This window comes from Streptococcus halitosis (genome assembly GCF_003143695.2).
Lineage (GTDB): Bacteria > Bacillota > Bacilli > Lactobacillales > Streptococcaceae > Streptococcus > Streptococcus halitosis.
On record NZ_QEMY02000001.1, the window covers coordinates 1100250 to 1124906 of the forward strand.

General features: G+C 39.6%; 19 protein-coding genes and 3 pseudogenes. 21 read left to right on the forward strand and 1 reads right to left on the reverse strand.

The genetic code is table 11. The annotated features are described in order from the left end of the window. Position 1: 1 nt before the first annotated feature. The 11 genes and pseudogenes from DB729_RS05455 (at position 2) to DB729_RS05505 (ending at position 16092) form a co-directional block, all read left to right on the forward strand. Positions 2 to 865, forward strand: a complete 864-nt coding sequence (locus tag DB729_RS05455) for an Rgg family transcriptional regulator (RefSeq protein ID WP_109290050.1) — start codon at positions 2 to 4, stop codon at positions 863 to 865. An 80-nt stretch (positions 866 to 945) separates the two neighbouring features. Then, positions 946 to 2124 (forward strand): annotated as a pseudogene (locus DB729_RS05460) (MFS transporter). An 89-nt stretch (positions 2125 to 2213) separates the two neighbouring features. After that, positions 2214 to 4172: an NAD-dependent DNA ligase LigA gene (gene ligA, locus DB729_RS05465; RefSeq protein ID WP_109290049.1), complete on the forward strand. Its 1959-nt coding sequence runs from the start codon at positions 2214 to 2216 to the stop codon at positions 4170 to 4172. A 156-nt stretch (positions 4173 to 4328) separates the two neighbouring features. Next, positions 4329 to 6614 carry a type I pullulanase gene (gene pulA / locus DB729_RS05470; protein ID WP_109290048.1) on the forward strand — a complete coding sequence of 762 codons (2286 nt, stop codon included), beginning with the start codon at positions 4329 to 4331 and terminating at the stop codon, positions 6612 to 6614. A 197-nt stretch (positions 6615 to 6811) separates the two neighbouring features. After that, positions 6812 to 8236: an NADP-dependent glyceraldehyde-3-phosphate dehydrogenase gene (locus DB729_RS05475; protein WP_109290047.1), complete on the forward strand. Its 1425-nt coding sequence runs from the start codon at positions 6812 to 6814 to the stop codon at positions 8234 to 8236. A gap of 272 nt (positions 8237 to 8508) precedes the next feature. Continuing rightward, positions 8509 to 10404, forward strand: coding sequence for a 1,4-alpha-glucan branching protein GlgB (gene glgB / locus DB729_RS05480; protein WP_061598356.1), 1896 nt, complete (start codon positions 8509 to 8511; stop codon positions 10402 to 10404). 158 nt (positions 10405 to 10562) lie between these two features. Next, on the forward strand, positions 10563 to 11705 hold the full coding sequence (locus tag DB729_RS05485; protein ID WP_000787257.1) for a glucose-1-phosphate adenylyltransferase: 1143 nt from the start codon (positions 10563 to 10565) through the stop codon (positions 11703 to 11705). Continuing rightward, positions 11695 to 12834 (forward strand): glucose-1-phosphate adenylyltransferase subunit GlgD, encoded by a 1140-nt coding sequence (glgD, locus tag DB729_RS05490; protein WP_000687044.1) that lies wholly within the window; start codon positions 11695 to 11697, stop codon positions 12832 to 12834. The genes DB729_RS05485 and glgD overlap by 11 nt, the downstream gene beginning before the upstream one ends. Continuing rightward, positions 12831 to 14264, forward strand: coding sequence for a glycogen synthase GlgA (gene glgA, locus DB729_RS05495; protein WP_084938643.1), 1434 nt, complete (start codon positions 12831 to 12833; stop codon positions 14262 to 14264). The genes glgD and glgA overlap by 4 nt, the downstream gene beginning before the upstream one ends. 58 nt (positions 14265 to 14322) lie before the next feature. Further along, a complete protein-coding gene (gene serB, locus DB729_RS05500; RefSeq protein ID WP_109290046.1) occupies positions 14323 to 14967 on the forward strand; it encodes a phosphoserine phosphatase SerB in 645 nt (214 codons plus the stop codon). A gap of 9 nt (positions 14968 to 14976) precedes the next feature. Further along, the gene (locus DB729_RS05505) at positions 14977 to 16092 is read left to right on the forward strand and encodes a glycerate kinase (RefSeq protein ID WP_109290045.1); all 1116 of its coding nucleotides are present in this window, start codon (positions 14977 to 14979) and stop codon (positions 16090 to 16092) included. Here the strand turns inward: DB729_RS05505 and DB729_RS05510 are convergent. Further along, positions 16089 to 16535 carry a DUF1694 domain-containing protein gene (locus DB729_RS05510; protein ID WP_033585277.1) on the reverse strand — a complete coding sequence of 149 codons (447 nt, stop codon included), beginning with the start codon at positions 16533 to 16535 and terminating at the stop codon, positions 16089 to 16091. The two genes, DB729_RS05505 and DB729_RS05510, sit on opposite strands and share 4 nt — an antisense overlap. Positions 16536 to 16698: 163 nt before the next feature. On the opposite strand from DB729_RS05510, the gene eno reads away from it, so the two are divergent. From eno to DB729_RS05560, 10 genes and pseudogenes are all read left to right on the forward strand, one after another. Then, the gene (eno, locus tag DB729_RS05515) at positions 16699 to 18003 is read left to right on the forward strand and encodes a surface-displayed alpha-enolase (RefSeq protein WP_000022823.1); all 1305 of its coding nucleotides are present in this window, start codon (positions 16699 to 16701) and stop codon (positions 18001 to 18003) included. Between the two features lie 203 nt (positions 18004 to 18206). After that, positions 18207 to 18522 (forward strand): annotated as a pseudogene (locus tag DB729_RS05520) (type II toxin-antitoxin system RelE/ParE family toxin). A 7-nt stretch (positions 18523 to 18529) separates the two neighbouring features. Next, positions 18530 to 18794, forward strand: a pseudogene (locus DB729_RS05525) (helix-turn-helix domain-containing protein); the annotation flags it as partial. A gap of 18 nt (positions 18795 to 18812) precedes the next feature. Next, the gene (locus DB729_RS05530; protein ID WP_109290213.1) at positions 18813 to 20003 is read left to right on the forward strand and encodes an Ntn hydrolase family protein; all 1191 of its coding nucleotides are present in this window, start codon (positions 18813 to 18815) and stop codon (positions 20001 to 20003) included. Positions 20004 to 20005: 2 nt separating this feature from the next. Next, on the forward strand, positions 20006 to 20191 hold the full coding sequence (locus DB729_RS05535; protein WP_109290043.1) for a hypothetical protein: 186 nt from the start codon (positions 20006 to 20008) through the stop codon (positions 20189 to 20191). A gap of 288 nt (positions 20192 to 20479) precedes the next feature. Beyond that, the gene (locus DB729_RS05540; protein ID WP_000031476.1) at positions 20480 to 20974 is read left to right on the forward strand and encodes a YkgJ family cysteine cluster protein; all 495 of its coding nucleotides are present in this window, start codon (positions 20480 to 20482) and stop codon (positions 20972 to 20974) included. Positions 20975 to 21172: 198 nt separating this feature from the next. Next, positions 21173 to 22009, forward strand: a complete 837-nt coding sequence (locus tag DB729_RS05545; RefSeq protein ID WP_045617166.1) for an AraC family transcriptional regulator — start codon at positions 21173 to 21175, stop codon at positions 22007 to 22009. A gap of 191 nt (positions 22010 to 22200) precedes the next feature. Next, complete coding sequence (locus tag DB729_RS05550; protein ID WP_109290042.1) at positions 22201 to 23244, forward strand: bifunctional glycosyltransferase family 2/GtrA family protein; 1044 nt, start codon at positions 22201 to 22203, stop codon at positions 23242 to 23244. Beyond that, positions 23241 to 24152: a phosphodiester glycosidase family protein gene (locus DB729_RS05555; protein WP_109290041.1), complete on the forward strand. Its 912-nt coding sequence runs from the start codon at positions 23241 to 23243 to the stop codon at positions 24150 to 24152. The genes DB729_RS05550 and DB729_RS05555 overlap by 4 nt, the downstream gene beginning before the upstream one ends. After that, on the forward strand, positions 24127 to 24537 hold the full coding sequence (locus DB729_RS05560) for a hypothetical protein (RefSeq protein ID WP_109290040.1): 411 nt from the start codon (positions 24127 to 24129) through the stop codon (positions 24535 to 24537). The genes DB729_RS05555 and DB729_RS05560 overlap by 26 nt, the downstream gene beginning before the upstream one ends. Positions 24538 to 24657: the final 120 nt, after the last annotated feature.

Below are 24657 nucleotides of genomic sequence, written 5' to 3' on the forward strand. Positions count from 1 at the left end.
AATGGAACATCTTGGAAAGGTATTTCGTGAATTTCGAACAAGTGGGAAGTACTCCTTAAAAGAGGCGGCAGGTGAATCATGTTCAACCTCTCAGTTATCTCGCTTCGAGCTTGGGGAGTCTGATCTAGCAGTTTCCCGTTTCTTTGAGATTTTGGATAATATTCATGTGACTATTGAAAATTTCATGGACAAGGCTAGAGATTTTCAAAATCATGAACATGTTGCCTTGATGGCACAGATTATTCCGCTTTACTACTCAAATGATATTGCGGGTTTTCAAAAGCTTCAAAGAGAACAACTTGAAAAGGCTAAGAGTTCGACCAATCCCCTCTATTTTGAGCTGAATTGGATTTTGTTACAGGGGCTGATTTGTCAAAGAGATGCTCGTTACACGATGAGTCAGAGTGATTTGGAAAAGGTAGCAGATTATCTTTTTCAAACAGAAGAATGGACCATGTATGAGTTTATCCTTTTTGGCAATCTCTATACTTTCTACAATGTGGACTATGTGGCTCGGATTGGCAGAGAAGTCATGGAGCGAGAGGAGTACTATAAAGAAATTGGTCGCCATCGAAAACTCGTTTTGATTTTAGCTCTTAACTGTTACCAGCATTGTTTGGAGAACCGTTCTTTTGCAAATGCGGACTATTTTGAGGGCTATGTGGAGAAGTTGATTGGAAATGGTATCAAGCTTTATGAGCGCAATATCTTCCATTATCTCAAAGGTTTTGCCCTCTACCAGAGAGACTTGAAAGAAGAAGGTTGTAGTCAGATGCAGGAAGCCATGCATATTTTTGATGTGCTTGGACTTCCAGAGCAAGTGGCTTACTATCAGGAACATTATGAAAAATTTGTAAATGCTTAAATTTCCCAAATAAGGGAAATATGAAGGAACTCCTTTCAGTTTTGATACAATAGTTTCAAAATTTGAGAGGAGCTTTTTATATGAATCGACATGCAATCCAGTTGATTAGTCGTGGTGCGATTAATAAGATAGGAAATATGCTCTATGATTATGGAAACAGTGTTTGGTTAGCATCAATAGGGACGATAGGACAGACTGTTCTTGGGATTTATCAAATTTCTGAGTTGGTTACATCGATTCTAGTCAATCCCTTTGGCGGAGTGATTTCAGACCGCTTTTCGCGTCGCAAAATTTTGATGACGACGGACTTAATTTGTGGCGTTCTTTGCTTAGCTATTTCTTTCATCAGAGATGATAACTTGATGATTGCTGCTCTGATCTTCGCAAATATTGTTCAGGCGATTGCCTTTGCATTTTCTCGTACAGCCAATAAAGCCATTATAACTGAGGTAGTAGAGAAAGACGAGATTGTGACCTATAATGCTCGCTTAGAGCTCGTTTTGCAGGTTGTAGGTGTTAGCTCTCCTATACTTTCTTTCATCGTTTTACAATTTGCCAGTCTCCATATGACACTTGTTTTAGATGCCATTAGCTTTTTCATCGCATTTACTTTAGTAGCTTTCCTTCCCAAAAAAGAGACTCAGGAATAAGAGAAAAAGACTTTCAGCTGGAAAAATATTTTTGCTGATATGAAAGAAGGACTTGGCTATATCTGGCACCAGCAAGAGATCTTTTTCCTTTTGTTAGTGGCTTCCAGTGTTAATTTCTTTTTTGCGGCTTTTGAATTTCTCCTCCCTTTTTCAAATCGACTATACGGGGTAGAAGGAGCTTATGCAAGTATTTTGACTATGGGGGCAATTGGTTCCATTATTGGAGCTCTTCTTGCTAGTAAGATAAAAGCAAGTGTTCATAGCCTTTTGGTTTTACTAGCTTTGACTGGAGTTGGAGTTTTTATGATGGGATTACCACTGCCAACTTTTCTTTCCTTTTCTGGAAATTTAGTTTGTGAACTGTTTATGACGATTTTTAATATTCACTTTTTTACTCAGGTGCAAACCAAGGTTGAGGGAGAATACTTGGGGAGAGTCCTAAGCACAATTTTTACCTTAGCCATCCTATTTATGCCGATTGCAAAAGGCCTTATGACGGTGCTACCAAGTGTACATCTCTCTTCTTTTCTGATAATTGGAAGCGGGGTTATTGTCCTGTCTTGTTTCTCCCTCGTTTATGTGCGAAGTCGTTTTGAAAAAAAGGTATAAATCCCCTTTCTTTAAAAAAATTTCACTATTAACTATTTTTCAGCCCTTCTCCATTGTGAGGAGGGCTTGGTTTGTGGTAAAATGGTTTTATGAATGAAAGAATGAATGAGTTAGTTGCCTTACTCAACCGCTATGCGACGGAGTACTATACGAGTGACAATCCTTCGGTTTCAGATAGCGAGTATGATCGCCTCTACCGAGAGTTGGTCGAGTTGGAGGCTGCCTATCCAGATCAAGTTTTAGCGGACAGTCCGACCCATCGTGTTGGTGGTAAGGTTTTAGATGGTTTTGAAAAATACAGTCATCAGTATCCTCTTTATAGTTTGCAGGATGCTTTTTCACGTGAAGAGTTAGAAGCTTTTGATGCGCGTGTTCGAAAGGAATTACCCCATCCAATCTATATCTGTGAGCTGAAAATCGATGGTTTATCTATCTCGCTTACGTATAAAAAGGGGATTTTGGTTGTCGGTGCGACACGTGGGGATGGTTCTATTGGAGAGAATATCACAGAGAACCTCAAGCGTGTCAAGGACATTCCTTTGACCTTGCCAGAAGAACTAGATATCACCGTTCGTGGAGAGTGTTATATGCCACGCGCTTCGTTTGATCAGGTCAACCAAACTCGCCAAGAAAATGGGGAGCCTGAATTTGCCAATCCTCGTAATGCAGCAGCTGGGACCTTGCGTCAGCTGGATACAGCAGTAGTAGCCAAGCGCAATCTTGCCACTTTCCTCTATCAAGAAGCCAGCCCTTCTACTCGTGATAGCCAAGAAAAAGTCTTGAAGCATCTTGAACAGCTTGGATTTGTAGTTAATCCTAAACGAATTCTGGCTGAAAGCATAGATGAGATATGGGATTTCATCCAAGAAGTTGGACAGGAACGAGAGAATCTGCCTTATGATATCGATGGGGTGGTGATTAAGGTCAATGACCTAGCAGGGCAAGAAGAGCTCGGTTTTACTGTCAAAGCGCCTAAGTGGGCAGTGGCCTACAAGTTCCCTGCTGAGGAAAAAGAAGCCAAACTACTCTCAGTTGACTGGACAGTAGGCCGTACTGGGGTTGTCACGCCAACTGCCAATCTGACACCTGTTCAGCTTGCTGGTACGACTGTTAGCCGTGCGACCCTACACAACGTAGACTATATTGCTGAAAAAGATATTCGCAAAGACGATACAGTTATCGTCTATAAGGCTGGGGACATCATCCCTGCTGTTTTGCGTGTGGTAGAGTCCAAGCGTGTTTCTGAAGAAAAACTAGATATTCCGACTAACTGTCCAAGCTGTGACAGTCAGTTACTTCATTTTGAAGATGAGGTTGCTCTACGTTGTATCAATCCTCGCTGTCCTGCCCAAATCATGGAAGGTTTGATTCACTTTGCCTCTCGAGATGCCATGAATATTACTGGGCTTGGTCCTTCCATCGTTGAAAAGCTCTTTGCTGCTAATCTAGTCAAGGATGTGGCAGATATTTACCGTTTGAAAGAAGGTGATTTCCTCCTTTTAGAAGGTGTCAAGGAAAAGTCTGCGTCAAAACTGTATCAGGCTATTCAAGCATCTAAGGAAAACTCAGCTGAGAAGCTTTTATTTGGCTTGGGAATTCGCCATGTCGGAAGTAAGGCTAGTCAGCTCTTGCTCCAACATTTCCACTCTATTGAAAATCTAGCCCAAGCTGATCCAGAGGAAGTAGCAAGTATCGAGAGCTTGGGTAATGTAATTGCACAAAGCCTTCAGACTTATTTTGCTACAGAAGGGTCGAAGATTCTCTTAGACGAGTTGAAAGAAGCTGGAGTCAATTTGGACTACAAAGGGCAGACAGTCGTGGTAGATGCGGCCTTGTCAGGTTTGACCGTTGTGCTAACGGGGAAATTGGAACGCCTCACGCGCTCTGAAGCCAAAAGTAAACTCGAAAGTCTTGGTGCCAAAGTCACAGGTAGTGTTTCTAAGAAAACGAACCTTGTCATAGCAGGAGCAGATGCAGGAAGCAAGCTCCAAAAAGCGCAAGAACTTGGTATCGAGGTTCGAGATGAAGCCTGGCTAGAAAGTTTGTAAGGAATAGTTGAAAACTAGATGTTAGGTAGTCTGGAACTATCTCTCCTGATGTGTTTTTATATCTATTAATGCTATTCTCTATTGTGCTGAAATTCCCGCTAAATTCTTCAGCACCACATAAAAAATTTAAATTGAAATTAGAAATTAGGAAAAGAAATGTATAGATACCCTGTAGTCATCCATTTTCACCGAAAAAATGAGGATTATGCCGCTTGTTCATTCAGTAGAAAACAGGCGGATATTAAAGAAAATTTGTATTATGAAAATGACTATTTTGGAGCAAAATTCTCCTTTACAGTTACAAGTGCAGAAAGGCTCGATACTCTGACCTTTTCTGTCGAAATCGATGGAAAGACAAAGGACTATCTCCTGCGGTTTAACCATTATCCACTGTTGACTGAGGTTTGGATTTTGGATGGTGATGAGACAGTTTATTATTCTGAAAATCCAGCCATTGCAAGTCCTTACTACAAAGATCAAAATCCATTTGCTTTTGATAAAGCAATCCATAGCGCTAGCTACGATCACCACTGGGGCTACCAAGGAGAACTAGGTTACAGCCTTTCAGATTATCAGACAAGCTTTAAACTTTGGGCTCCTACAGCTACAGCTGTACAGGTGGTTGTCTATGAAAATACCAGCAACGATGCTCCGATTTGGAAAATCTTTAATCTAGAGCGTGGGAATAGCTATTCATATAGTCATAAGTACAATACTATTGGTGTTTGGGGTCTAGATTTAGATGAAAATCTTGCTGGCAAGGCTTATCAGTATCAGATTGAATTCCCTCATCACAAGAGTTTGGCAAGAGATCCTTATACAATTGCAACCAGTCCTGACGGAAAACGTTCTGTTATTCTCTCACACAAAGAGACACAAGTAGATGGATTTGAAGTCAAACATGGGACAGAAGCTCCTTGGCGTTTGGAAAATCCATGTAAAGCTGTTATCTGTGAAATGCATATCCGAGATTTGACAAAATCTCCAACATCTGGAGTGGCAGAGCATCTCCGTGGAACCTTCCTTGGGGCTGCACAGACAGGAACGACTAACCAATTCGGACAAGCAACCGCCTTTGACTATATCAAAGAACTTGGCTGCAACTATGTTCAACTTCAACCAATCTTTGATCGCCATAAGGAATACGATGGGGATGGAAACGTAACCTATAACTGGGGCTATGATCCTCAAAACTACAATGCACCAGAACCAAGTTTCTCTAGCAATCCAGATGATCCTGGACAAGTCGTTCGTGATCTAAAAACCATGGTTCAGGCCTATCATGATGCAGGAATTGGTGTCATCATGGACGTGGTTTATAATCACACCTTCTCAACGGTTGATGCGCCTTTCCAGACAACAGTTCCAGATTATTACTACCGCATGAACCGAGATGGAACCTTCCAAAATGGTACAGGAGTAGGAAATGAAACAGCCAGTGAACATGAAATGTTCCGTAAGTACATGATTGATTCTCTCCTATACTGGGTGAAAGAATACAATATTGATGGTTTCCGTTTTGACTTGATGGGTATTCATGATGTCAAAACCATGCAAGCAATTCGTTGGGCGCTAGATGAGGTTGATCCCCGTATTATCACCTATGGAGAAGGCTGGGATATGGGAACAGGTCTTGCACCTTATGACAAGGCCAAGAAGGACAATGCCTACCAGATGCCAAATATCGGATTCTTCAACGATGATCAGCGTGATGCGATCAAAGGAGGAGAAGTTTATGGTGCAATCAAGTCAGGATTTGTCAGTGGTGCAGCCACCGAACCAATCGTAGCCAAGGCTATTCTTGGTAGCCGAGAATTGGGCTCTTATCTGAGTCCAAACCAGGTTCTCAACTATGTTGAAGCCCATGACAATTACAATCTTCATGACCTGCTGGCGACGCTTCATCCTGATCAAAGTTCAGACCAGATTATGCGCAAGGTTGAGACAGCGACAGCAATGAACCTTCTCATGCAAGGAATGTCCTTTATGGAAATTGGCCAAGAATTTGGTCGAACCAAGTTAATTCCGACAGGTGAAGATGGACAACTCACTCCCGCAGACCGAGAACGTGCTATGAATAGTTACAACGCTCCTGACAGTGTCAACCAAATAAACTGGGATTTGATCAATGAAAGACAAGAAAGCATTGAGTTTGTCCGTCAGATTATTCGACTGAAAACACAGACTAGTGCCTTCTCATATCCTACATACGAAGAAGTTTACCGTCATGTTTTTGTCCATACAGCTGCTGAAAATAGTGGGTGGATTGTTTACGAAATTCACGGTGGACCAGAGCACTTATTGGTGGTATTCAATGCTAAAGGAACTTCCTTCTATTTTGAAAATGCAGGAAATCTTGAAATGCTGGTGTCTAATAGTCGTTCTAAAGAGTCTAATGTGATTGATGATATCAGTGTCGTGGTTCTAAAAGTACTCTCGTAAATTAATGTTCTGAAAAGGTTTAGATTAACTAGACCTTTTTTGATTTTTATTGAAAAACCAATATCTAATAGGAATAAAATTCAAATAATTTGAAGAATCAAGTTTGTGAAAAAAATATCAATATTTTCACAAAAAGGGTTGTAATTTTCTGAAAATTTGATAAAATAAGTTTTAATCATTTTCAGGAGGAAGAGAATTTGACAAATTATCAGAATTTAGTGAATGGAAAATGGAAATCATCAGAGAACGAGATTGCGATCTATTCTCCTATCAATCAAGAAAAACTAGGTACAGTACCCGCTATGAGCCAAGCTGAAGTAGATGAGGCTATGAAAGCTGCGCGTGCAGCTCTCCCAGCATGGCGTGATTTAGCACCAGTTGAGCGTGCAGCCTATTTACATAAGACAGCAGATATTTTGGAACGTGATAAAGAAAAAATTGGTACAATTCTTGCCAAAGAGGTTGCAAAAGGGATTAAAGCAGCCATTGGAGAAGTAGTACGTACAGCAGATTTGATCCGTTTTGCTGCTGAGGAAGGTCTCCGTATTACTGGACAAGCGATGGAAGGTGGCGGTTTTGAAGCTGCAAGTAAAAACAAACTAGCCGTTGTCCGTCGTGAGCCAGTTGGAGTTGTCTTAGCTATTGCGCCATTTAACTACCCAGTCAACCTTTCTGGATCCAAGATTGCTCCGGCTTTGATTGCAGGGAATGTTGTTATGTTTAAACCACCAACGCAAGGATCTATTTCTGGTCTCTTGCTAGCTAAAGCATTTGACGAAGCCGGAATTCCAGCAGGTGTCTTTAACACCATCACTGGACGTGGTTCTGAGATCGGAGACTACATCATCGAACACAAGGAAGTGAACTTCATTAACTTTACAGGTTCAACACCGATTGGTGAGCGTATCGGTCGTTTAGCTGGTATGCGCCCAGTTATGCTGGAGCTTGGCGGGAAAGATGCAGCAATCGTTTTAGAAGATGCAGATTTGGAAAATGCAGCCAATCAAATCGTAGGTGGTGCATTTAGCTACTCTGGTCAGCGCTGTACCGCTATCAAACGTGTCTTAGTTGTAGAAAGCATAGCAGACAAGTTAGCCGAATTGCTCCAGGCTAAAGTCGCTAAGCTAACAGTCGGTGATCCATTTGACAATGCTGATATCACACCTGTTATTGATAACGCTTCAGCTGATTTCATCTGGGACTTGATTGAAGATGCACAAGAAAAAGGTGCTCAGGCTCTTACACCAATCAAGCGTGAAGACAATCTTCTCTGGCCAGTGCTTTTTGACCAAGTTACAAAAGATATGAAAGTAGCATGGGAAGAGCCGTTTGGCCCTGTTCTACCAATTATCCGTGTCGCAGATGCGAATGAAGCAGTAGCAATTGCCAATGAATCTGAGTTTGGTCTTCAATCCTCTGTCTTTACAAATGACTTTAAGAAGGCATTTGAAATCGCTGAGAAACTTGAAGTGGGAACCGTTCATATTAATAATAAAACACAACGTGGACCAGATAATTTCCCATTCCTTGGTGTAAAAGGTTCTGGTGCAGGAGTACAAGGAATTAAATATAGTATCGAAGCGATGACAAATGTTAAATCCATTGTATTTGATGTGAAATAATATATAAAATCAGGAAATCGATTTCCTGATTTTATTTTTTTCAAAAAAATACAGTTTAAAATTGTTAAAAAACGAATATTCTGGTATTATAATAAAAAAATATATGGAAATTGTTTCGTATTCTATTTTCGGGATATCTTTTTTAAAATGCTCGGTAATTTTTTGAAGACTTTCATAAAAAAATATGATTTTCTTCGTAAATTACTTGAAAGTTATCTTAAAAGAGTGTATAATAGAATCATAGAAAACGCTTACAAAAGAGAGGGGATCGAATGAATAATCAAGAAGCATTAAGAACCTTTACTACAGGTGAAAACTTTCACCTCCAGCATTATTTAGGAGCACATAGAGAGGAGAAAAACGGAGAAATTGGCTATACTTTTAGGGTTTGGGCACCAAATGCACAAGCAGTTCATCTAGTTGGGGATTTTACTAATTGGGTCGAGAATCAAATTCCTATGGTTCGTAATGAAGCAGGTGTTTGGGAAGTCTTTACTAGTCAGGCTCAGGAAGGTCAGATTTATAAATATCATATCACGCGTGCAAATGGTCACCAGATTATGAAGATTGATCCGTTGGCAGTTTATTTTGAAGCTAGACCGGGTACAGGAGCAGTTCTGACCAATATCCGTGAAAAGAAATGGAAAGATGGTCTTTGGCTAGCACGTCGCAAACGTTTGGGATTTTTCGAGAGACCAGTTAATATATACGAGGCCCATGCAGGATCTTGGAAGAGAAATCCAGACGGTAGTCCCTATACTTTTTCGCAGCTGAAAGACGAGTTGATTCCATACTTAGTTGAGATGAACTATACACATATTGAGTTCATGCCTTTAATGGCTCACCCACTTGGCTTGAGCTGGGGCTATCAGCTTATGGGTTACTTTGCTTTTGAACATTCCTATGGCAGACCTGAGGAATTCCAAGATTTCGTTGAGGAATGTCATATAAATAATATTGGAGTGATTGTAGACTGGGTTCCAGGTCATTTCACTATTAATGATGATGCCTTGGCGTATTATGACGGCACACCAACTTTTGAATACCAAGATCACAACAAGGCTCACAACTATGGATGGGGTGCGCTGAATTTTGACCTCGGGAAAAATGAGGTCCAGTCTTTCTTGATTTCAAGTATTAAATTTTGGATTGATTTTTACCACTTAGATGGTATTCGGGTCGATGCAGTGAGCAATATGCTTTACCTAGATTATGATAATGCTCCTTGGACTCCAAACAAAGACGGTGGAAACCTTAACTATGAAGGTTATTATTTCCTTCAACGTTTAAACACTGTGATCAAGTTAGCTCATCCAGATATCATGATGATTGCAGAAGAAAGTTCATCAGCAACAAAGATTACTGGCATGAAAGAAATGGGTGGTCTTGGCTTTGACTATAAATGGAATATGGGCTGGATGAACGATATTCTCCGTTTCTACGAGGAAGATCCAATTTATCGCAAGTATGATTTTAATCTTGTGACCTTCAGCTTTATGTATGTTTTCAATGAAAACTATCTCCTACCATTCTCGCATGATGAAGTCGTACATGGTAAGAAAAGCATGATGCACAAGATGTGGGGAGATCGATACAATCAATTTGCAGGTTTGCGAAATCTCTACACTTATCAAATTTGTCATCCAGGTAAGAAATTGCTCTTTATGGGCAGTGAGTACGGGCAATTCTTAGAGTGGAAGTCTGAGGAGCAGTTGGAATGGTCTAATCTAGAAGATCCGATGAATGCCAAGATGAAGCATTTCACTTCTCAACTGAATCAATTCTATAAAGAACATCGCTGTCTTTGGGAAATTGATACTAGTTATGACGGCATTGAAATCATTGATGCGGATAATAGAGACCAGAGTGTTCTCTCCTTTATTCGTAAGGGAAAGAAGGACGAAATGTTAGTCTGTGTCTTTAATATGGCACCAGTTGAACGTAAAGACTTTACGATTGGGTTACCTGTTGCAGGTATTTACGAAGAAGTTTGGAATACAGAATTAGAAGAATGGGGAGGTGTGTGGAAAGAACACAATCAAACAGTTCAGACTCAAGAAGGCTTATGGAAAGATTACGAGCAGACTTTGACCTTCACCTTGCCTGCTATGGGAGCAAGCATTTGGAAGATCAAGCGTCGTTTGAAACCAGCTAAGAAAAAAGAATAGCAGGCTGTTGATTACAATTTTTAATATTTTAAAAACGGATGTACTTGTATTGGACTTGAAACACAAGAGAAATGGATTTCTTATTATTTTTATAAAAAGTTTGACTTCCGACCTTCTTTCGATTTTAACGTTCACATGTCTTTATAAAGGAGTAGAAAATGAAGAATGAAATGCTAGCTTTGATCCTTGCGGGTGGGCAAGGAACACGTCTCGGAAAACTCACTCAAAGCATTGCCAAACCGGCGGTGCAATTCGGTGGGCGCTACCGTATCATTGACTTTGCTCTTTCCAACTGTGCAAACTCTGGGATTCATAATGTTGGTGTTATTACGCAGTACCAACCTCTTGCTTTGAACAACCATATTGGGAATGGTTCTAGCTGGGGACTAGATGGTATTAACACAGGTGTTTCTATCCTTCAACCCTACTCTGCGAGTGAGGGAAACCGTTGGTTTGAAGGGACCAGTCACGCTATCTACCAAAATATCGACTACATTGATAGTATTAATCCTGAGTATGTTTTGATCCTTTCTGGTGACCATATCTACAAGATGGACTACGATGATATGCTTCAGTCCCACAAGGATAACAATGCCAGTCTGACTGTAGCTGTTCTAGACGTACCTCTAAAGGAAGCTAGCCGTTTTGGTATCATGAATACAGATGCCAATAACCGTATCGTTGAATTTGAAGAAAAACCTGCTCAACCTAAGTCTACAAAGGCTTCAATGGGGATTTATATTTTTGATTGGAAACGTCTCCGCAATATGCTTGTTGCTGCTGAAAAGAACAAGGTAGATATGTCAGACTTTGGTAAAAACGTTATTCCAAATTACCTTGAGTCTGGAGAAAGCGTCTATGCTTATGAATTCAAAGGCTACTGGAAAGACGTTGGTACTATCGAGTCTCTATGGGAAGCAAATATGGAATACATTGATCCAAACAACGCTTTGGATAGTCGTGATCGTCAGTGGAAAATCTACTCACGGAACTTGATTTCACCACCAAACTTTATTGGAAAACACGCTCATGTAGAAGATTCTTTAGTTGTGGATGGCTGTCTCGTGGATGGAACTGTTAAGCATTCTATTCTCTCAACAGAAGCGCAAGTACGTGAGGGTGCTGAAGTAGTAGACTCTGTAATCATGAGTGGTGCCATTATCGGAAAAGGTGCAAAAATTAAACGTGCCATTATTGGTGAGGGTGCTGTTATTTCTGAAGGTGTCGAAATTGATGGAACAGACGAAGTACAAGTAGTAGGATACAATGAAGTAGTGGGGGTAGCATCAGATGAAGATTGATAAATATTCAGCCATTTTAGGAAACACAGTTGGTTTTCATGATATGTCAACGTTAACAGAACACCGTCCGGTGGCTAGCTTGCCATTTGGAGCAAAATATCGTTTAATTGATTTCCCTCTTTCTAGCCTTGCAAATGCTGGTGTTCGTAGTGTCTTTGGAATTTTCCAACAAGACAATATCAGTTCAGTCTTTGACCACATTCGTTCAGGACGTGAGTGGGGCTTATCTACCCTTCTCAGCCACTACTATCTAGGTATTTATAATACGAGTGTTGAAAGTAGCACAGTTGGGAAAGAATATTACCAACAGCTTCTCACTTATTTGAAACGTTCAGGATCAAATCAGACGGTTGCACTTAACTGTGATATCGTGGTGAATATTGACCTCAATCAAGTATTCCATTTACATACTACTGCCGGTCGTCCGATTACAGTTGTTTATAAGAAATTACCTAAAAAGGATATTTCAGATGTTAATGCCATCTTGGAAGTGGATGAAACAGACCATGTTCTTTCTCATAAACTTTTTGATGCCAAATCAACAGATGAACTTTTCAACATGTCTACAGATATATTCGTCGTTGATACTCCGTGGTTGATTGAACGACTTGAAGAAGAAGTTCAAAAAGAATATCCAGAAAAATTACGCTATGTTCTCCGCGATTTAGCTGTAAAAGAAGGTGCTTTTGCTTACGAATACACGGGCTATCTAGCCAATATTCACTCCGTTCAATCCTATTATCAAGCCAATATTGATATGTTGGAGTCTCAAAAATTCTACTCTCTCTTCTCACCTAACCAAAAGATTTATACCAAAGTTAAGAATGAAGAACCAACCTACTATGCGAACACTTCAAAAGTAAGTACTTCTCAGTTTGCTTCTGGTAGTATCATTGAGGGTGAAGTAGTTCAGTCAGTCCTATCTCGTAACATTTATGTTCACAAAGATAGTGTGGTGAAAGACAGCATTTTATTCCCTCGTGTTGTGATTGGTCAGGGTGCCCAAGTTGAATATGCCATCCTAGACAAAGGAGTTGAAGTTGCGGACGGTGTTGTCATTCGAGGAACAGCAGAACATCCAGTTGTAGTTAAGAAGGGTGAAACAGTAACAGAGGACATTTACTCATGAAAATTTTATTTGTAGCGGCAGAAGGAGCACCCTTTTCAAAAACAGGTGGTTTGGGCGATGTCATTGGTGCCCTTCCCAAATCACTTGTAAAAGCAGGGCACGAAGTTGCAGTTTTCTTGCCTTACTATGATATGGTAGAAGCTAAGTTTGGTGACCAAATAGAGGATGTTCTCCACTTTGAAGTTAGTGTAGGATGGCGTAGACAGTACTGTGGTATTAAGAAAACGGTCTTGAATGGGGTTACCTTCTACTTCATTGATAATCAATATTATTTCTTCCGTGGCCATGTGTACGGTGATTTTGACGATGGTGAACGCTTTGCCTTTTTCCAACTGGCTGCTCTTGAAGCCATGGAACGCATCGGCTTTATTCCTGACCTTCTCCATGTTCATGATTACCACACAGCCATGATTCCCTTCTTGTTGAAAGAAAAGTATCATTGGATTCAAGCATATCAAGGAATCAGAACAGTTTTAACTATTCATAATTTGGAATTTCAAGGTCAATTTTCTGAAGGAATGTTGTGGGATTTGTTTGGTGTTGGATTTGAACGCTATGCTGATGGAACCCTTCGCTGGAATGATTGCCTTAACTGGATGAAGGCTGGTATCCTATACGCGGATCGTGTCTCAACAGTTTCTCCTAGCTATGCACATGAGATTATGACCAGTCAGTTTGGTTGCGGTTTGGACCAGATTCTTCGCATGGAGTCAGGTAAGGTTTCAGGTATAGTTAATGGTATTGACGCAGATCTTTATAATCCTGAGACAGACCCACTTTTAGACTATCATTTTAATAAAGAAGATTTGTCTGGAAAAGCGCAAAACAAAGCAAAATTGCAAGAGAGAGTTGGGTTGCCTGTGCGAGCAGATGTTCCTCTAGTTGGGATTGTCTCTCGTTTGACCCGTCAAAAAGGCTTTGATGTTGTTGTAGAAAGCTTGCATCGTTTCTTACAAGAGGACGTTCAAATCGTTCTTTTAGGAACAGGTGACCCAGCTTTTGAACATTCCTTCTCCTGGTTTGCTCAAGTCTATCCTGACAAGCTATCAGCAAATATCACTTTTGACGTCAAGCTCGCTCAAGAAATTTATGCAGCTTGTGACCTCTTCCTCATGCCAAGTCGTTTTGAACCATGTGGCTTGTCACAAATGATGGCTATGCGTTATGGAACACTACCATTGGTTCATGAAGTGGGTGGACTAAGAGATACAGTTCAATCCTTCAATCCGATCGAAGGAACTGGTACTGGATTTAGCTTCGACAATTTAACACCATACTGGCTTAACTGGAGTTTCCAAACAGCCTTGGATGTTTATAAGTACCAGCCGGACGTTTGGAAAAATCTACAAAAACAAGCTATGGAATGCGATTTCTCATGGGATACAGCCTGCAAATCTTATCTTGACTTGTACCATAGTCTAGTCAACTAATAGATAAAATCGTATGATTCTTTCATACGATTTTTGGGCTGTTTAGAAAGGAAAGTTTATGTCTCAAGTAATGGGGCTCTGTGTCATGGACGTTGACGGAACCCTGATAGCAGAGGAAGTGATTGATCTTTTAGGAAGAGAAGCAGGTTGCGAAGAAGAAATTTCGCAGATTACAAGACAGGCAATGCGAGGTGAACTGGACTTTGAAACAAGTTTACGAGCGAGGGTAGCTTTGTTAAAAGGCCTTCCGGTTTCGGTCTTTGATACTGTCTTCAAATCCATTCATCTGTCCAAGAATGCTCAAGAATTTATCTACATCCTTCAAAAGAAGGGTATTCTAGTCGGTCTAGTGTCTGGTGGATTTGCACCAATAGTTGAGAGATTAGCAAAATCCCTTGGTATTTCCTATTTCTCCGCCAACCAGTTGGAAGTCAAAGACGGTTTTTTAACAGGAAAATTAGTTGGTGAAATCGTGACAGGTCAAGTAAAAAATGCTACTCTTGAGAAATGGAGAAAGGAATTAGGACTTTCCAAAGAAAGAACGATTGCCATCGGTGATGGTGCTAACGACCTCTTGATGCTAAAGTCAGCAGGACGTGGTATTGCATTTTGTGCCAAAGAATTCGTAAAATCTGAGATAGCTTGTCATGTAGATAAAAGGGATTTTTTGGAAGCTCTACCTTTGATTGATTTCTTAGAATGAGAGGGAACTATGAAAATTGTAATTGCACCCGATTCTTTTAAAGAAAGTTTGACGGCAGAAGAGGTCGCTCAAGCTATAAAAAGAGGCTTCGAACAGTCAATAGCGGATGTAGAATGTCTGCTCTGCCCTGTTGGTGATGGTGGGGAAGGAACTGTAGATACTATTCAACATTCTCTTGAACTCGAAGAAAAATGGCAAGAGGTGACTGGACCTTTTGGCCTAAATGAAGCAATGCGCTACTTTCAAAAAGGTCAAGTAGCGCTCTTTGAAGTTGCTGACTTGGTTGGTTTTGGGAAGATTTCGCGGGAGAAACGAAATCCTCTTCACATCCAAACCCGAGGTATCGGAGAGTTGATTCGCCATCTCGTTGATCAAGGGATGAAAGAAATCTATATCGGGGTTGGTGGTACGGCTAGTAATGACGGTGGGATAGGCATTGCTGCTGGTTTAGGTTATCGTTTTTATGATAAGAATGGAAAAGAATTGCCAGCTTGCGGTCAGACTTTGCTTGAGTTTGAATCAGTTTCCAAAGATGACCTATATAGGATTCCTGAAGATGTAAAAATTCGCATTTTAGCAGATGTTGAGAGCCCTCTATGTGGTCATCGAGGGTCAACCTATACATTTGGAAAACAAAAGGGCTTGGATCCTGCTTTGTTTGAGACGGTAGATCTGGCTATACAGGAGTTCTATGAAAAATCCTCACCTTCCACCCTATCTCTTAAAGGAGCAGGAGCTGGAGGTGGTATTGCTGCTGGGCTCTGCGCCTTTGCTGAGGCCTGTATCGTATCTGGAATTGATACTTGCTTGGATTTGATTGACTTTGACAAGAAAGTTGCAGATGCTGACTTGGTTATCGTTGGTGAAGGTAGACTGGACAGTCAAAGCCTTGCTGGAAAAGCGCCTATAGGCGTAGCAAAAAGAACCCCTAACAGAGTTCCTGTTATTGCTATTTGCGGTAGTCTTTCCGAGGATTTACCTCCCCTACCATTCGAAAATATACAAGCAGCCTTTTCAATTTTAGAGAAAAGTGAACCTTTGGAAGATAGTTTGAAAAATGCAAGTTTCTATTTGGAACACACAGCTACTAATATCGGTCATTTATTAAATATGAGGAAGGATTAACCTAACCATTTTTTCCAGATGGATTTTTTAGGAGTTTCTGTCTTTTTCTCCTCCCAGAGATTTGAGAATGCAAGTCTAAGGTCCTTTTCATCTACTTGAACAGGTTCGTTCGTATGAATGACAAGGCCAAAAGGAGAAGTGATATGATCGTCTGAAACAATAGTCGCCTGGCAATTACTTTCCTTTGCTTGTCTTAAGTAAAAGACTTGTTTGTCAAACTCGATATTTGGTGAGATCTTCACAAAAAGTATCTCTACCTTTTCTTGGAAACTTTCTAAAATAGAGAAAAATCCATGTTCTAATTCAGGACTATTGGCAGTATTAATATCCGCATAGCCAAGAACCCTTTCCTCGAAAGTGCCGAGATAGCGGCGTTGTTCGTCAGGATTTAATTTCGACCCACCATGAGCTTTTTCTAGTAGTTGTTTTGATAAATCTGTCATAAAAATAGTATATCACAAAAATCGCTAGAAAACAGACAAAAAGAAAGCGATTACTTTATAAAGTTAAGGAAAATTTGCACAAAGATAACGTTTTTTCTTGAAAAACGCTTATTTTTGAGGTATCATAGAGGTGTAAAAAATTTAACTCAAAGGAGAGTAAAAAATGTCAATTATTACTGATGTTTACGCTCGCGAAGTCCTAGACTCACGCGGTAACCCAACACTTGAAGTAGAAGTTTATACTGAATCAGGTGCTTTCGGACGTGGTATGGTTCCATCAGGAGCTTCTACTGGTGAACACGAAGCAGTTGAACTTCGCGACGGTGACAAATCTCGTTACGGTGGTCTTGGTACACAAAAAGCTGTTGACAACGTAAACAACATCATCGCTGAAGCTATCATCGGCTACGATGTACGTGACCAACAAGCTATCGACCGTGCTATGATCGCACTTGACGGTACTCCTAACAAAGGTAAATTGGGTGCAAACGCAATCCTTGGTGTGTCTATCGCTGTAGCTCGTGCTGCTGCTGACTACCTTGAAATCCCACTTTACAGCTACCTTGGTGGATTCAACACTAAAGTTCTTCCAACTCCAATGATGAACATCATCAACGGTGGTTCTCACTCTGACGCTCCAATCGCTTTCCAAGAATTCATGATTGTACCTGCTGGTGCACCTACATTCAAAGAAGCTCTTCGTTGGGGTGCTGAAATCTTCCACGCTCTTAAGAAAATCCTTAAATCTCGTGGTCTTGAAACAGCCGTAGGTGACGAAGGTGGATTCGCTCCTCGTTTCGAAGGAACTGAAGACGGTGTTGAAACTATCCTTGCTGCTATCGAAGCTGCTGGTTATGTTCCAGGTAAAGATGTCTTTATCGGATTTGACTGTGCATCATCAGAATTCTATGATGAAGAACGTAAAGTTTACGACTACACTAAATTTGAAGGTGAAGGCGCTGCTGTACGTACTGCTGCAGAACAAATCGACTACCTTGAAGAATTGGTAAACAAATACCCAATCATCACTATCGAAGATGGTATGGATGAAAACGACTGGGACGGCTGGAAAGCTCTTACTGAACGTCTTGGTGGTAAAGTTCAATTGGTTGGTGACGACTTCTTCGTAACAAACACTTCTTACCTTGAAAAAGGTATTGCAGAAGGTGCTGCTAACTCAATCCTTATCAAAGTTAACCAAATCGGTACTCTTACTGAAACTTTCGACGCTATCGAAATGGCGAAAGAAGCTGGTTACACTGCTGTTGTATCACACCGTTCAGGTGAAACTGAAGATTCAACAATCGCTGACATCGCAGTTGCAACAAACGCAGGACAAATCAAGACTGGTTCACTTTCACGTACAGACCGTATCGCTAAATACAACCAATTGCTTCGCATTGAAGACCAACTTGGTGAAGTAGCTGAATACCGTGGATTGAAATCATTCTACAACCTTAAGAAATAATCTAATTTCTAGATTAGATGGCGTAAAGCCTTGATATTAAGCACTTTGGGGCGCTTTCCCTTAGTGCTTTTTATATTTTGATAACTTGAAAGTATTTACAAATAAAAATTTTTAGCATATAATTGTTTTTAGAAATAGGTGAAAAGGTACATATTATCTATTTTTACTAGGATAAAAATAGCATTGAACCGGTTTTAGAGCATATGAGAGAACTTGCTAGTAAAAATGGGAAAGATAGTAGAATGAAACTCAATAAAATACATGATGATATCGAATTGTTAGTTAACATTGAACACGTGCAGGTGACCTATATATTGAATATTTATATGAGTGAATTTGCGATTCAAAATAACTAAGGGATAGTTTTTTACTTATAGCTTGGATTAGTGGTAGTTTTATTGCACCATTTTATGAAAAAGACACAAAAGATCCCAAGGAAAGAAATTGAACAAGCTAAGAAGCATGAATTAAAAGATTTAAAAGAATTGGTTAGATAATGAAAAGTGGTACAAACAGTAGTAACTAGAAAGATGTTAGAGCTAAGCTTCTTAGCAAAGAAGAGGATTTAGAAAGTGATATGCGTATGGATATCATGAGCAAACTTATCGAGGATAGAAATGAAAATAGTATTAGTCAGAGGAAACTAGAGGAGCTTAGCGGAGTAAGCCAAATAGATATTGCAAGAATGGAAACTGGTAAGACTAGCTCACAACTTGATACTGTTTTAAAAGTGTTTGCAAGTCTTGGTAAAATATTGGCTGTTGTGCTGTTTAGAACACGAGCAAGTTTAGAAAGGTGAGGTGCTATTTTTGACTGCAGAAATTGGAATATTAAATAAAAATGGTGTTGTATTAGCTTCTGATAGTGCTGTAACCTTATCGGATGGAAAAAATTCAAAGGTTTTTAATAGTGCTCGAAAGTTGTTCACCTTGTCGAAAGAACATTCTATTGGAATCATGATATACGGAAATGCCTCATTTATGGAAATTCCTTGGGAAGTAATCCTAAATGAGTTTAAGAATACTATTGGAAAAAATACCTTAGAAAATACTGCTCAATATGTTGATGAATTAATAAGATTCTTAATTTCTTTTAAACACCTTCAAGTTGAGGAGTTATTAATAAATTATCTTGTCAGAAGTACAAAAAGTATTTTGGACAAAATTGCGTTTGAAGCACAAGAAACAGCAGATTCTAGAGTTTCTAATGGTGAAACAATATCCCAAGATGATTTTAATAATATCTTACTAGATAGTATTACTAATTTTAAATTAGAAATTTCTGAAATAAAAATAGAAGATGGTTTAGAATTTTTTGATGCTGAATTAGATATAATCAAGGAAATTGTAGAAGATTTTTTTCAAACTTTTCCACATACACCCAGTGAGGTTGAGATTATTTCTAAATCTTTATATAAAGCAATATTCATTGGATATGACTCATCAAACGTCACTGGACTAGTTATTGCAGGTTATGGGAGTAAAGAGATTTTTCCTTCCATTAGGCAAATTGAGCTGAATGGAATTTTTTCGCAGCGATTAATTTGGAGAGTTATTAATGAAAGCGAAATAAATCATCATAAAAATTGTCATATAATCCCCTTTGCACAGTCAGAGATGGTTGAAACAATTATGAATGGTATAGATCCTAACCTAAATGTATTTATAGCAGAACAAATATCATCTGTTATGGAAAAGAGGGGATTAGGTGATGAAATTGAGAAAATATTTGAAAATATATCATTTATACAACAAAGCTATTATATTAATCCTATAATAGATTTGATTGGAATGCAGCCACTTAATGAAATGGCTAGTACAGCTAAAACATTTATTGAATTAACTTCGTTTAAAAGAAAAATTGTCAATACTCTTGAAACAGTTGGAGGCCCAGTAGATGTACTTGCTATTTCTAAAGGAGAGGGTCCTGTTTGGATTGATAGAAAATACTATTTTGATATTGAAAAGAATATTGATTATAGGATGAGAAAGGAGAATTAATCATGGATTTCTTCAAACATTCATTTGATAATAAAAAAATGATCAATACAAAAATAAATACAGTAAGTTCTAAAAATAATGTTGGAAAAAGTTTTATTGATTTATATCGAGAAATGAAAGAAATACCTACTAATAAAACTCATCAATCAAAAGTTAGTACGTCATTGCCAAAAAATAGCACCTTGTGATGGGTACTATCCTTGCTTGCTGAATTTGTCAATTTTATTACCTTATTTTTTACCCTTTAAAAGTATCGCATCCTTTTCTACTTGGTTTATTAGTTAAAAGGAAGATTAAAAACAAGTGTAGTTTGATACTCTAAATAATAGGAAGATAACCTTAATAAATAATCGTTGATTTAACAACATTTCTAGCCCCTCGGATTTTTTCCGAAGGGCTTTTTTTCTATTCAGGGGGCAAAAAGGGGGCAGTGTTTATGGTATAATAGACAAAAACACTTGAATTAGAAAGAAATTATGTCTAAAGAGATTGATATTGAGTATTACCATCAACTAGCCTTGCAAAAGCAGAAAGAGCACCGCAAAGTGTTAGCTAACCTAAAGAAAAAGCCACCAAAAAATCTAGACAAGATTGCGCAGCAGATTCACCAAGAAGTCTTTGCTGAGATTGATTGCACCGCCTGTGCTAACTGTTGCAAGACTTTGGGGCCCGACTTTAAAGAAGCAGATATCACCCGTATCGCTAAGTACTTTAAGATGAAATTACCAGCCTTTGAAGCAGAGTTTTTACAGGTAGATGAAGACGGGGACAAGGTTTTCAAATCCATGCCTTGCCCCTTTCTAGGAGGAGATAATCTCTGTTCCATCTATGACGTTCGTCCCAAGGCTTGCCGTGAATTTCCCCATACAGACCGGAAAAAGATCCATCAAATCAACCATTTGACGATTAAGAATACCTTGACCTGCCCAGCAGCCTATCTCTTTGTTGAGAAATTAAAAGATAAGTTATAGATTTTACACCTTTAAATCTTGTACAAAGATTCTAGGGTGGAAGTATCTTGTATTTGTTAGAATATAGATAGAATTGAACATGGCCTAAAGCTGTGTGAAAAAGATGAAATTTTCTCGGAGCAGGAGCCCCTCCGTCAATTTTCCAATTTTCACTTTGTTTTTAACGGCCTTAGTATCTTTTATGAGGTGAAAAAGAATATGATGCATCAATTCAATCAAACCATGGATTATTTGGAGCAGCAGCTGACTGGCGAAGTGGATATGAAAAGATTTCAGCAGCTATCGGGCTATTCTTACCCGCTCTTTAGCAGGCTATTTTCTATCCTGGCAGATATGACATTAGCAGAATACTTGCGCAATCGCAGGTTATCAGAAGCTGTGACAGACTTGCGAGAAGGCTCTGAGAAAGTCATTGACATAGCACTGAAATATGGCTATGACTCTGCGGATGCTTTTAGCTCAGCCTTCAAGAAATTCCATGGGGCAACTCCCTCAGAAGTTCGAAATGGAAAACCTTATCGGGTCTTTCCTAGACTTCAATTATCCTTAAAAATCACAGGAGGAAAGACTATGGATATCAAGATTCAAAAGAAGCCTTCATTTACCGTGGCAGGTGTCCTATTGGAAGCTATTGACAATAGCCAATGCCCATCTGCTTGGGAACAACTCTATGAGAAACACAGCTTTGAAAATCTAGAAAGTCTGGGTAGTGGCCAATCCTTTGGTCTCTGCTCTGATGTCAAAGAAGGCGAAATCATCAACTATATGGCTGCTTATGATGTGACGGATAAAGTCAAAGCAGAAGAGCTAGGTCTATCAATCAAAGATATCCCAGTGGCTGAATATGCTATCGTCCCAGTCAAAGGTTCAGTACCAGCTAGCATTCACAATGCTTGGAAATATGTCTTGGAGGTCTTTTTCCCTGAAACAGGATATCGCCACTCAGGAGCGCCAGATTTCGAAGTCTATACTGAAGGTGACATGTCGTCACCTGACTATCAAATGGAACTCTGGATTCCGGTGATTAAGAACTAGATCATTTTCTGATTTTTTATAAAGATGCAAATCGAACTCTGTAGAAGATAGCTTTTACAGAGCTTTTCTTTGTTTGAATTTGGAATTTTCTAAGAATAACAATAAATCTGATTTTACTTAAATTTAAGTATAAGGAATTTTTAAGCATTTACTTGTATACTTTTCCAATCATCAAAGAAAGAGGTGTAAATATGAATTATCTAGTTATCCCAGCTTACGAACCTGACTACAATCTTATTAAATTGATTGAAAAGATTCACCATAGGAGCAATTTTTACATCATTGTCATTGATGATGGAAGTTCGGCAGAATGCCAAGACATTTTTGCTCGAGCGGAGGACTTTGCGACGGTGCTTCACCACCAGGGCAATCAAGGAAAAGGTCAAGCTCTGAAAACAGCTTTTGAGTACATTCAGTCTCTCAATAAACCAGGAACCGTGGTTACAGCAGACGCAGATGGACGGCACAGGATCTGGGACATTTTTCGTAGCTTGACCAAATCAAATGAAAATCCTAATACACTTGTTCTTGGTGTTCGTGCCTTTACTGGTAAGGTTCCCTTGCGTAGTCGCTTTGGAAATAGCTTGACTCGTATCTTGTTTAAACTGCAAACAGGTGTTGCTGTATCCGACACACAGACAGGATTACGTGCCTTTTCAACGGATCTGATTCCTTTTATGCTCAAGATAGAAGGACAACGGTATGAATACGAGATGAATATGCTCCTAGAAGCAAGCCAAGCCTACCCAATCTTAGAAGTTCCAATTGAAACGGTCTATATCAACGACAACCAAGCTTCTCACTTCAGACCTATTCGAGATGGTTTGATGATTTATAAAAATATTTTAAAGTTTGCGCTCTCGTCTTTTAGTAGTTTTATCGTAGATTATGTGGTCTACGCTCTCTCTATTCTATGCTTGAGCTTTATTCCGACAGGTTTGCGTGTCCTTCTCTCAAATGGTTTGGCACGTGTGACTAGTTCTGTATTTAACTTTTCTACCAACAAAAAATTGATCTTCAAGAACAAGGCGAGCAGTTTTAAAACAGGATCAGGCTATTTCGGACTAGCAGTTGGCCTCTTTATCTTAGACACCGTCCTGATTCGCCTCTTTAATTCAGGTCTTGGAGTCAATTTGCTGATTGCGAAGATACTTGTCGGAATCATGCTCTTTATTCTCTCTTGGACAGTTCAAACTCTCTATATTTTCAAAGAAAGGACTTGTAGCCCATTATGAAAGTTTTTAAGAAACCCTATCTATACGCCTCGGTCTTGGGCTTGCTCCTGACAAGCTCCTTTACCTATTCGATGTTGAAGACCTTTGTACTCGCTGAAACGATTTCCACTGTATCTAATACCGGCTCAATCTCTAACACCGCAGCAGCAAGTCAGGCAGCAAAAAATGCTCAAGTGACGGATACTAGCTATTCAGATGGAAATATCAGTGTCACCCTCACTGAAAAGACTGTGAATGAAACGCAGGTCTATGTGGCAGATATAACCCTCAGTTCATCGGATTATCTAAAAACAGCCCTAGCTCAAAACTCCTATGGCACCAATGTCACGGCTAAAACCTCTGTGACAGCTGCTGAAAACAATGCTATTTTAGCTGTCAACGGTGACTACTATGGAGCCAATAGCTCTGGTTATGTTATCCGTAATGGAGTTGTATATCGGGACAGTGTCCGTGAAGATACTAGTAACGGTGACCTTGCTATTTACAAGGACGGCTCCTTTAAAATCATCTACGAGGACCAAGTTTCAGCCGATCAGTTGGTTCAGGACGGTGTCGTCAATCTACTGGCATTTGGTCCGTCTCTAGTTGAGAATGGAGAAATATCTGTTGATACCAATACAGAAGTCGGTCAGGCCATGTCCTCGAATCCTCGTACAGCTATCGGGATTATCGATGAAAATCACTACATCATCGTCGTTTCGGATGGTCGTACCTCTGAAAGCAAAGGCTTATCACTTTACCAGATGGCAGAAGTGATGAAATCATACGGAGTGAAGACAGCCTATAACCTTGATGGTGGTGGATCCTCAACTCTCTACTTTAACGGTCAGGTAATCAATAAACCGACTACAGGTGGAAGCAAGATATCAGAAAGGGCGGTGAGTGATATTGTCTACATCGGTTACTAAAAACAAAAACAAACGTCTCAAAAAGACACTCGTAAGTTATAGTCTTCTCACTATTTTCTTCTTTGCATTTAGCCGTATCTACGAGTCCTTTAGTTTTGGGGAGACATCGCTTCATATGCACTATCTCTTTGCAGTTCCTCTACTAGGAGGCATCGTTCTGGCATTGTTGTTGAAAATCATGCCAAACGTAGGACGAATCAACCTAAACTTGTGGAACTCGGCAGTTGCAGTCCTAACAGCTGGAATGCTCTTTCGAGGTATTGTCAATCTATCAGGTCGTTCAACGACCTTAGACCAACCTTACTGGTATGTTGGCCTAGCATTTGCTATTTTGGCTATCGCCTCGCTTTTCTTTCATAAGAAGAATAGTCAAGAATTAGCTTAAAAATTGAAAACTGGATGTTGAGAGAAACAGCCAGTTTTCTTGTTGAAGTTCATGACTATAGATTACAAATACCCATATTTTTTGTTTGGATTTTATGGGGCATGAGAATAGTTTTCTCGG

Excerpts from the sequence above, each read along its gene's own strand:
- DB729_RS05455 (WP_109290050.1), top strand. The coding sequence starts at position 2 with ATGGAACATCTTGGAAAGGTATTTCGTGAATTTCGAACAAGTGGGAAG.
- eno (WP_000022823.1), top strand. The coding sequence starts at position 16,699 with ATGTCAATTATTACTGATGTTTACGCTCGCGAAGTCCTAGACTCACGC.
- glgA (WP_084938643.1), top strand. The coding sequence starts at position 12,831 with ATGAAAATTTTATTTGTAGCGGCAGAAGGAGCACCCTTTTCAAAAACA.
- DB729_RS05505 (WP_109290045.1), top strand. The coding sequence starts at position 14,977 with ATGAAAATTGTAATTGCACCCGATTCTTTTAAAGAAAGTTTGACGGCA.
- serB (WP_109290046.1), top strand. The coding sequence starts at position 14,323 with ATGTCTCAAGTAATGGGGCTCTGTGTCATGGACGTTGACGGAACCCTG.
- DB729_RS05550 (WP_109290042.1), top strand. The coding sequence starts at position 22,201 with ATGAATTATCTAGTTATCCCAGCTTACGAACCTGACTACAATCTTATT.
- DB729_RS05555 (WP_109290041.1), top strand. The coding sequence starts at position 23,241 with ATGAAAGTTTTTAAGAAACCCTATCTATACGCCTCGGTCTTGGGCTTG.
- pulA (WP_109290048.1), top strand. The coding sequence starts at position 4,329 with ATGTATAGATACCCTGTAGTCATCCATTTTCACCGAAAAAATGAGGAT.
- glgD (WP_000687044.1), top strand. The coding sequence starts at position 11,695 with ATGAAGATTGATAAATATTCAGCCATTTTAGGAAACACAGTTGGTTTT.
- ligA (WP_109290049.1), top strand. The coding sequence starts at position 2,214 with ATGAATGAAAGAATGAATGAGTTAGTTGCCTTACTCAACCGCTATGCG.
- glgB (WP_061598356.1), top strand. The coding sequence starts at position 8,509 with ATGAATAATCAAGAAGCATTAAGAACCTTTACTACAGGTGAAAACTTT.
- DB729_RS05485 (WP_000787257.1), top strand. The coding sequence starts at position 10,563 with ATGAAGAATGAAATGCTAGCTTTGATCCTTGCGGGTGGGCAAGGAACA.
- DB729_RS05540 (WP_000031476.1), top strand. The coding sequence starts at position 20,480 with ATGTCTAAAGAGATTGATATTGAGTATTACCATCAACTAGCCTTGCAA.
- DB729_RS05545 (WP_045617166.1), top strand. The coding sequence starts at position 21,173 with ATGATGCATCAATTCAATCAAACCATGGATTATTTGGAGCAGCAGCTG.
- DB729_RS05535 (WP_109290043.1), top strand. The coding sequence starts at position 20,006 with ATGGATTTCTTCAAACATTCATTTGATAATAAAAAAATGATCAATACA.
- DB729_RS05510 (WP_033585277.1), bottom strand. The coding sequence starts at position 16,535 with ATGACAGATTTATCAAAACAACTACTAGAAAAAGCTCATGGTGGGTCG.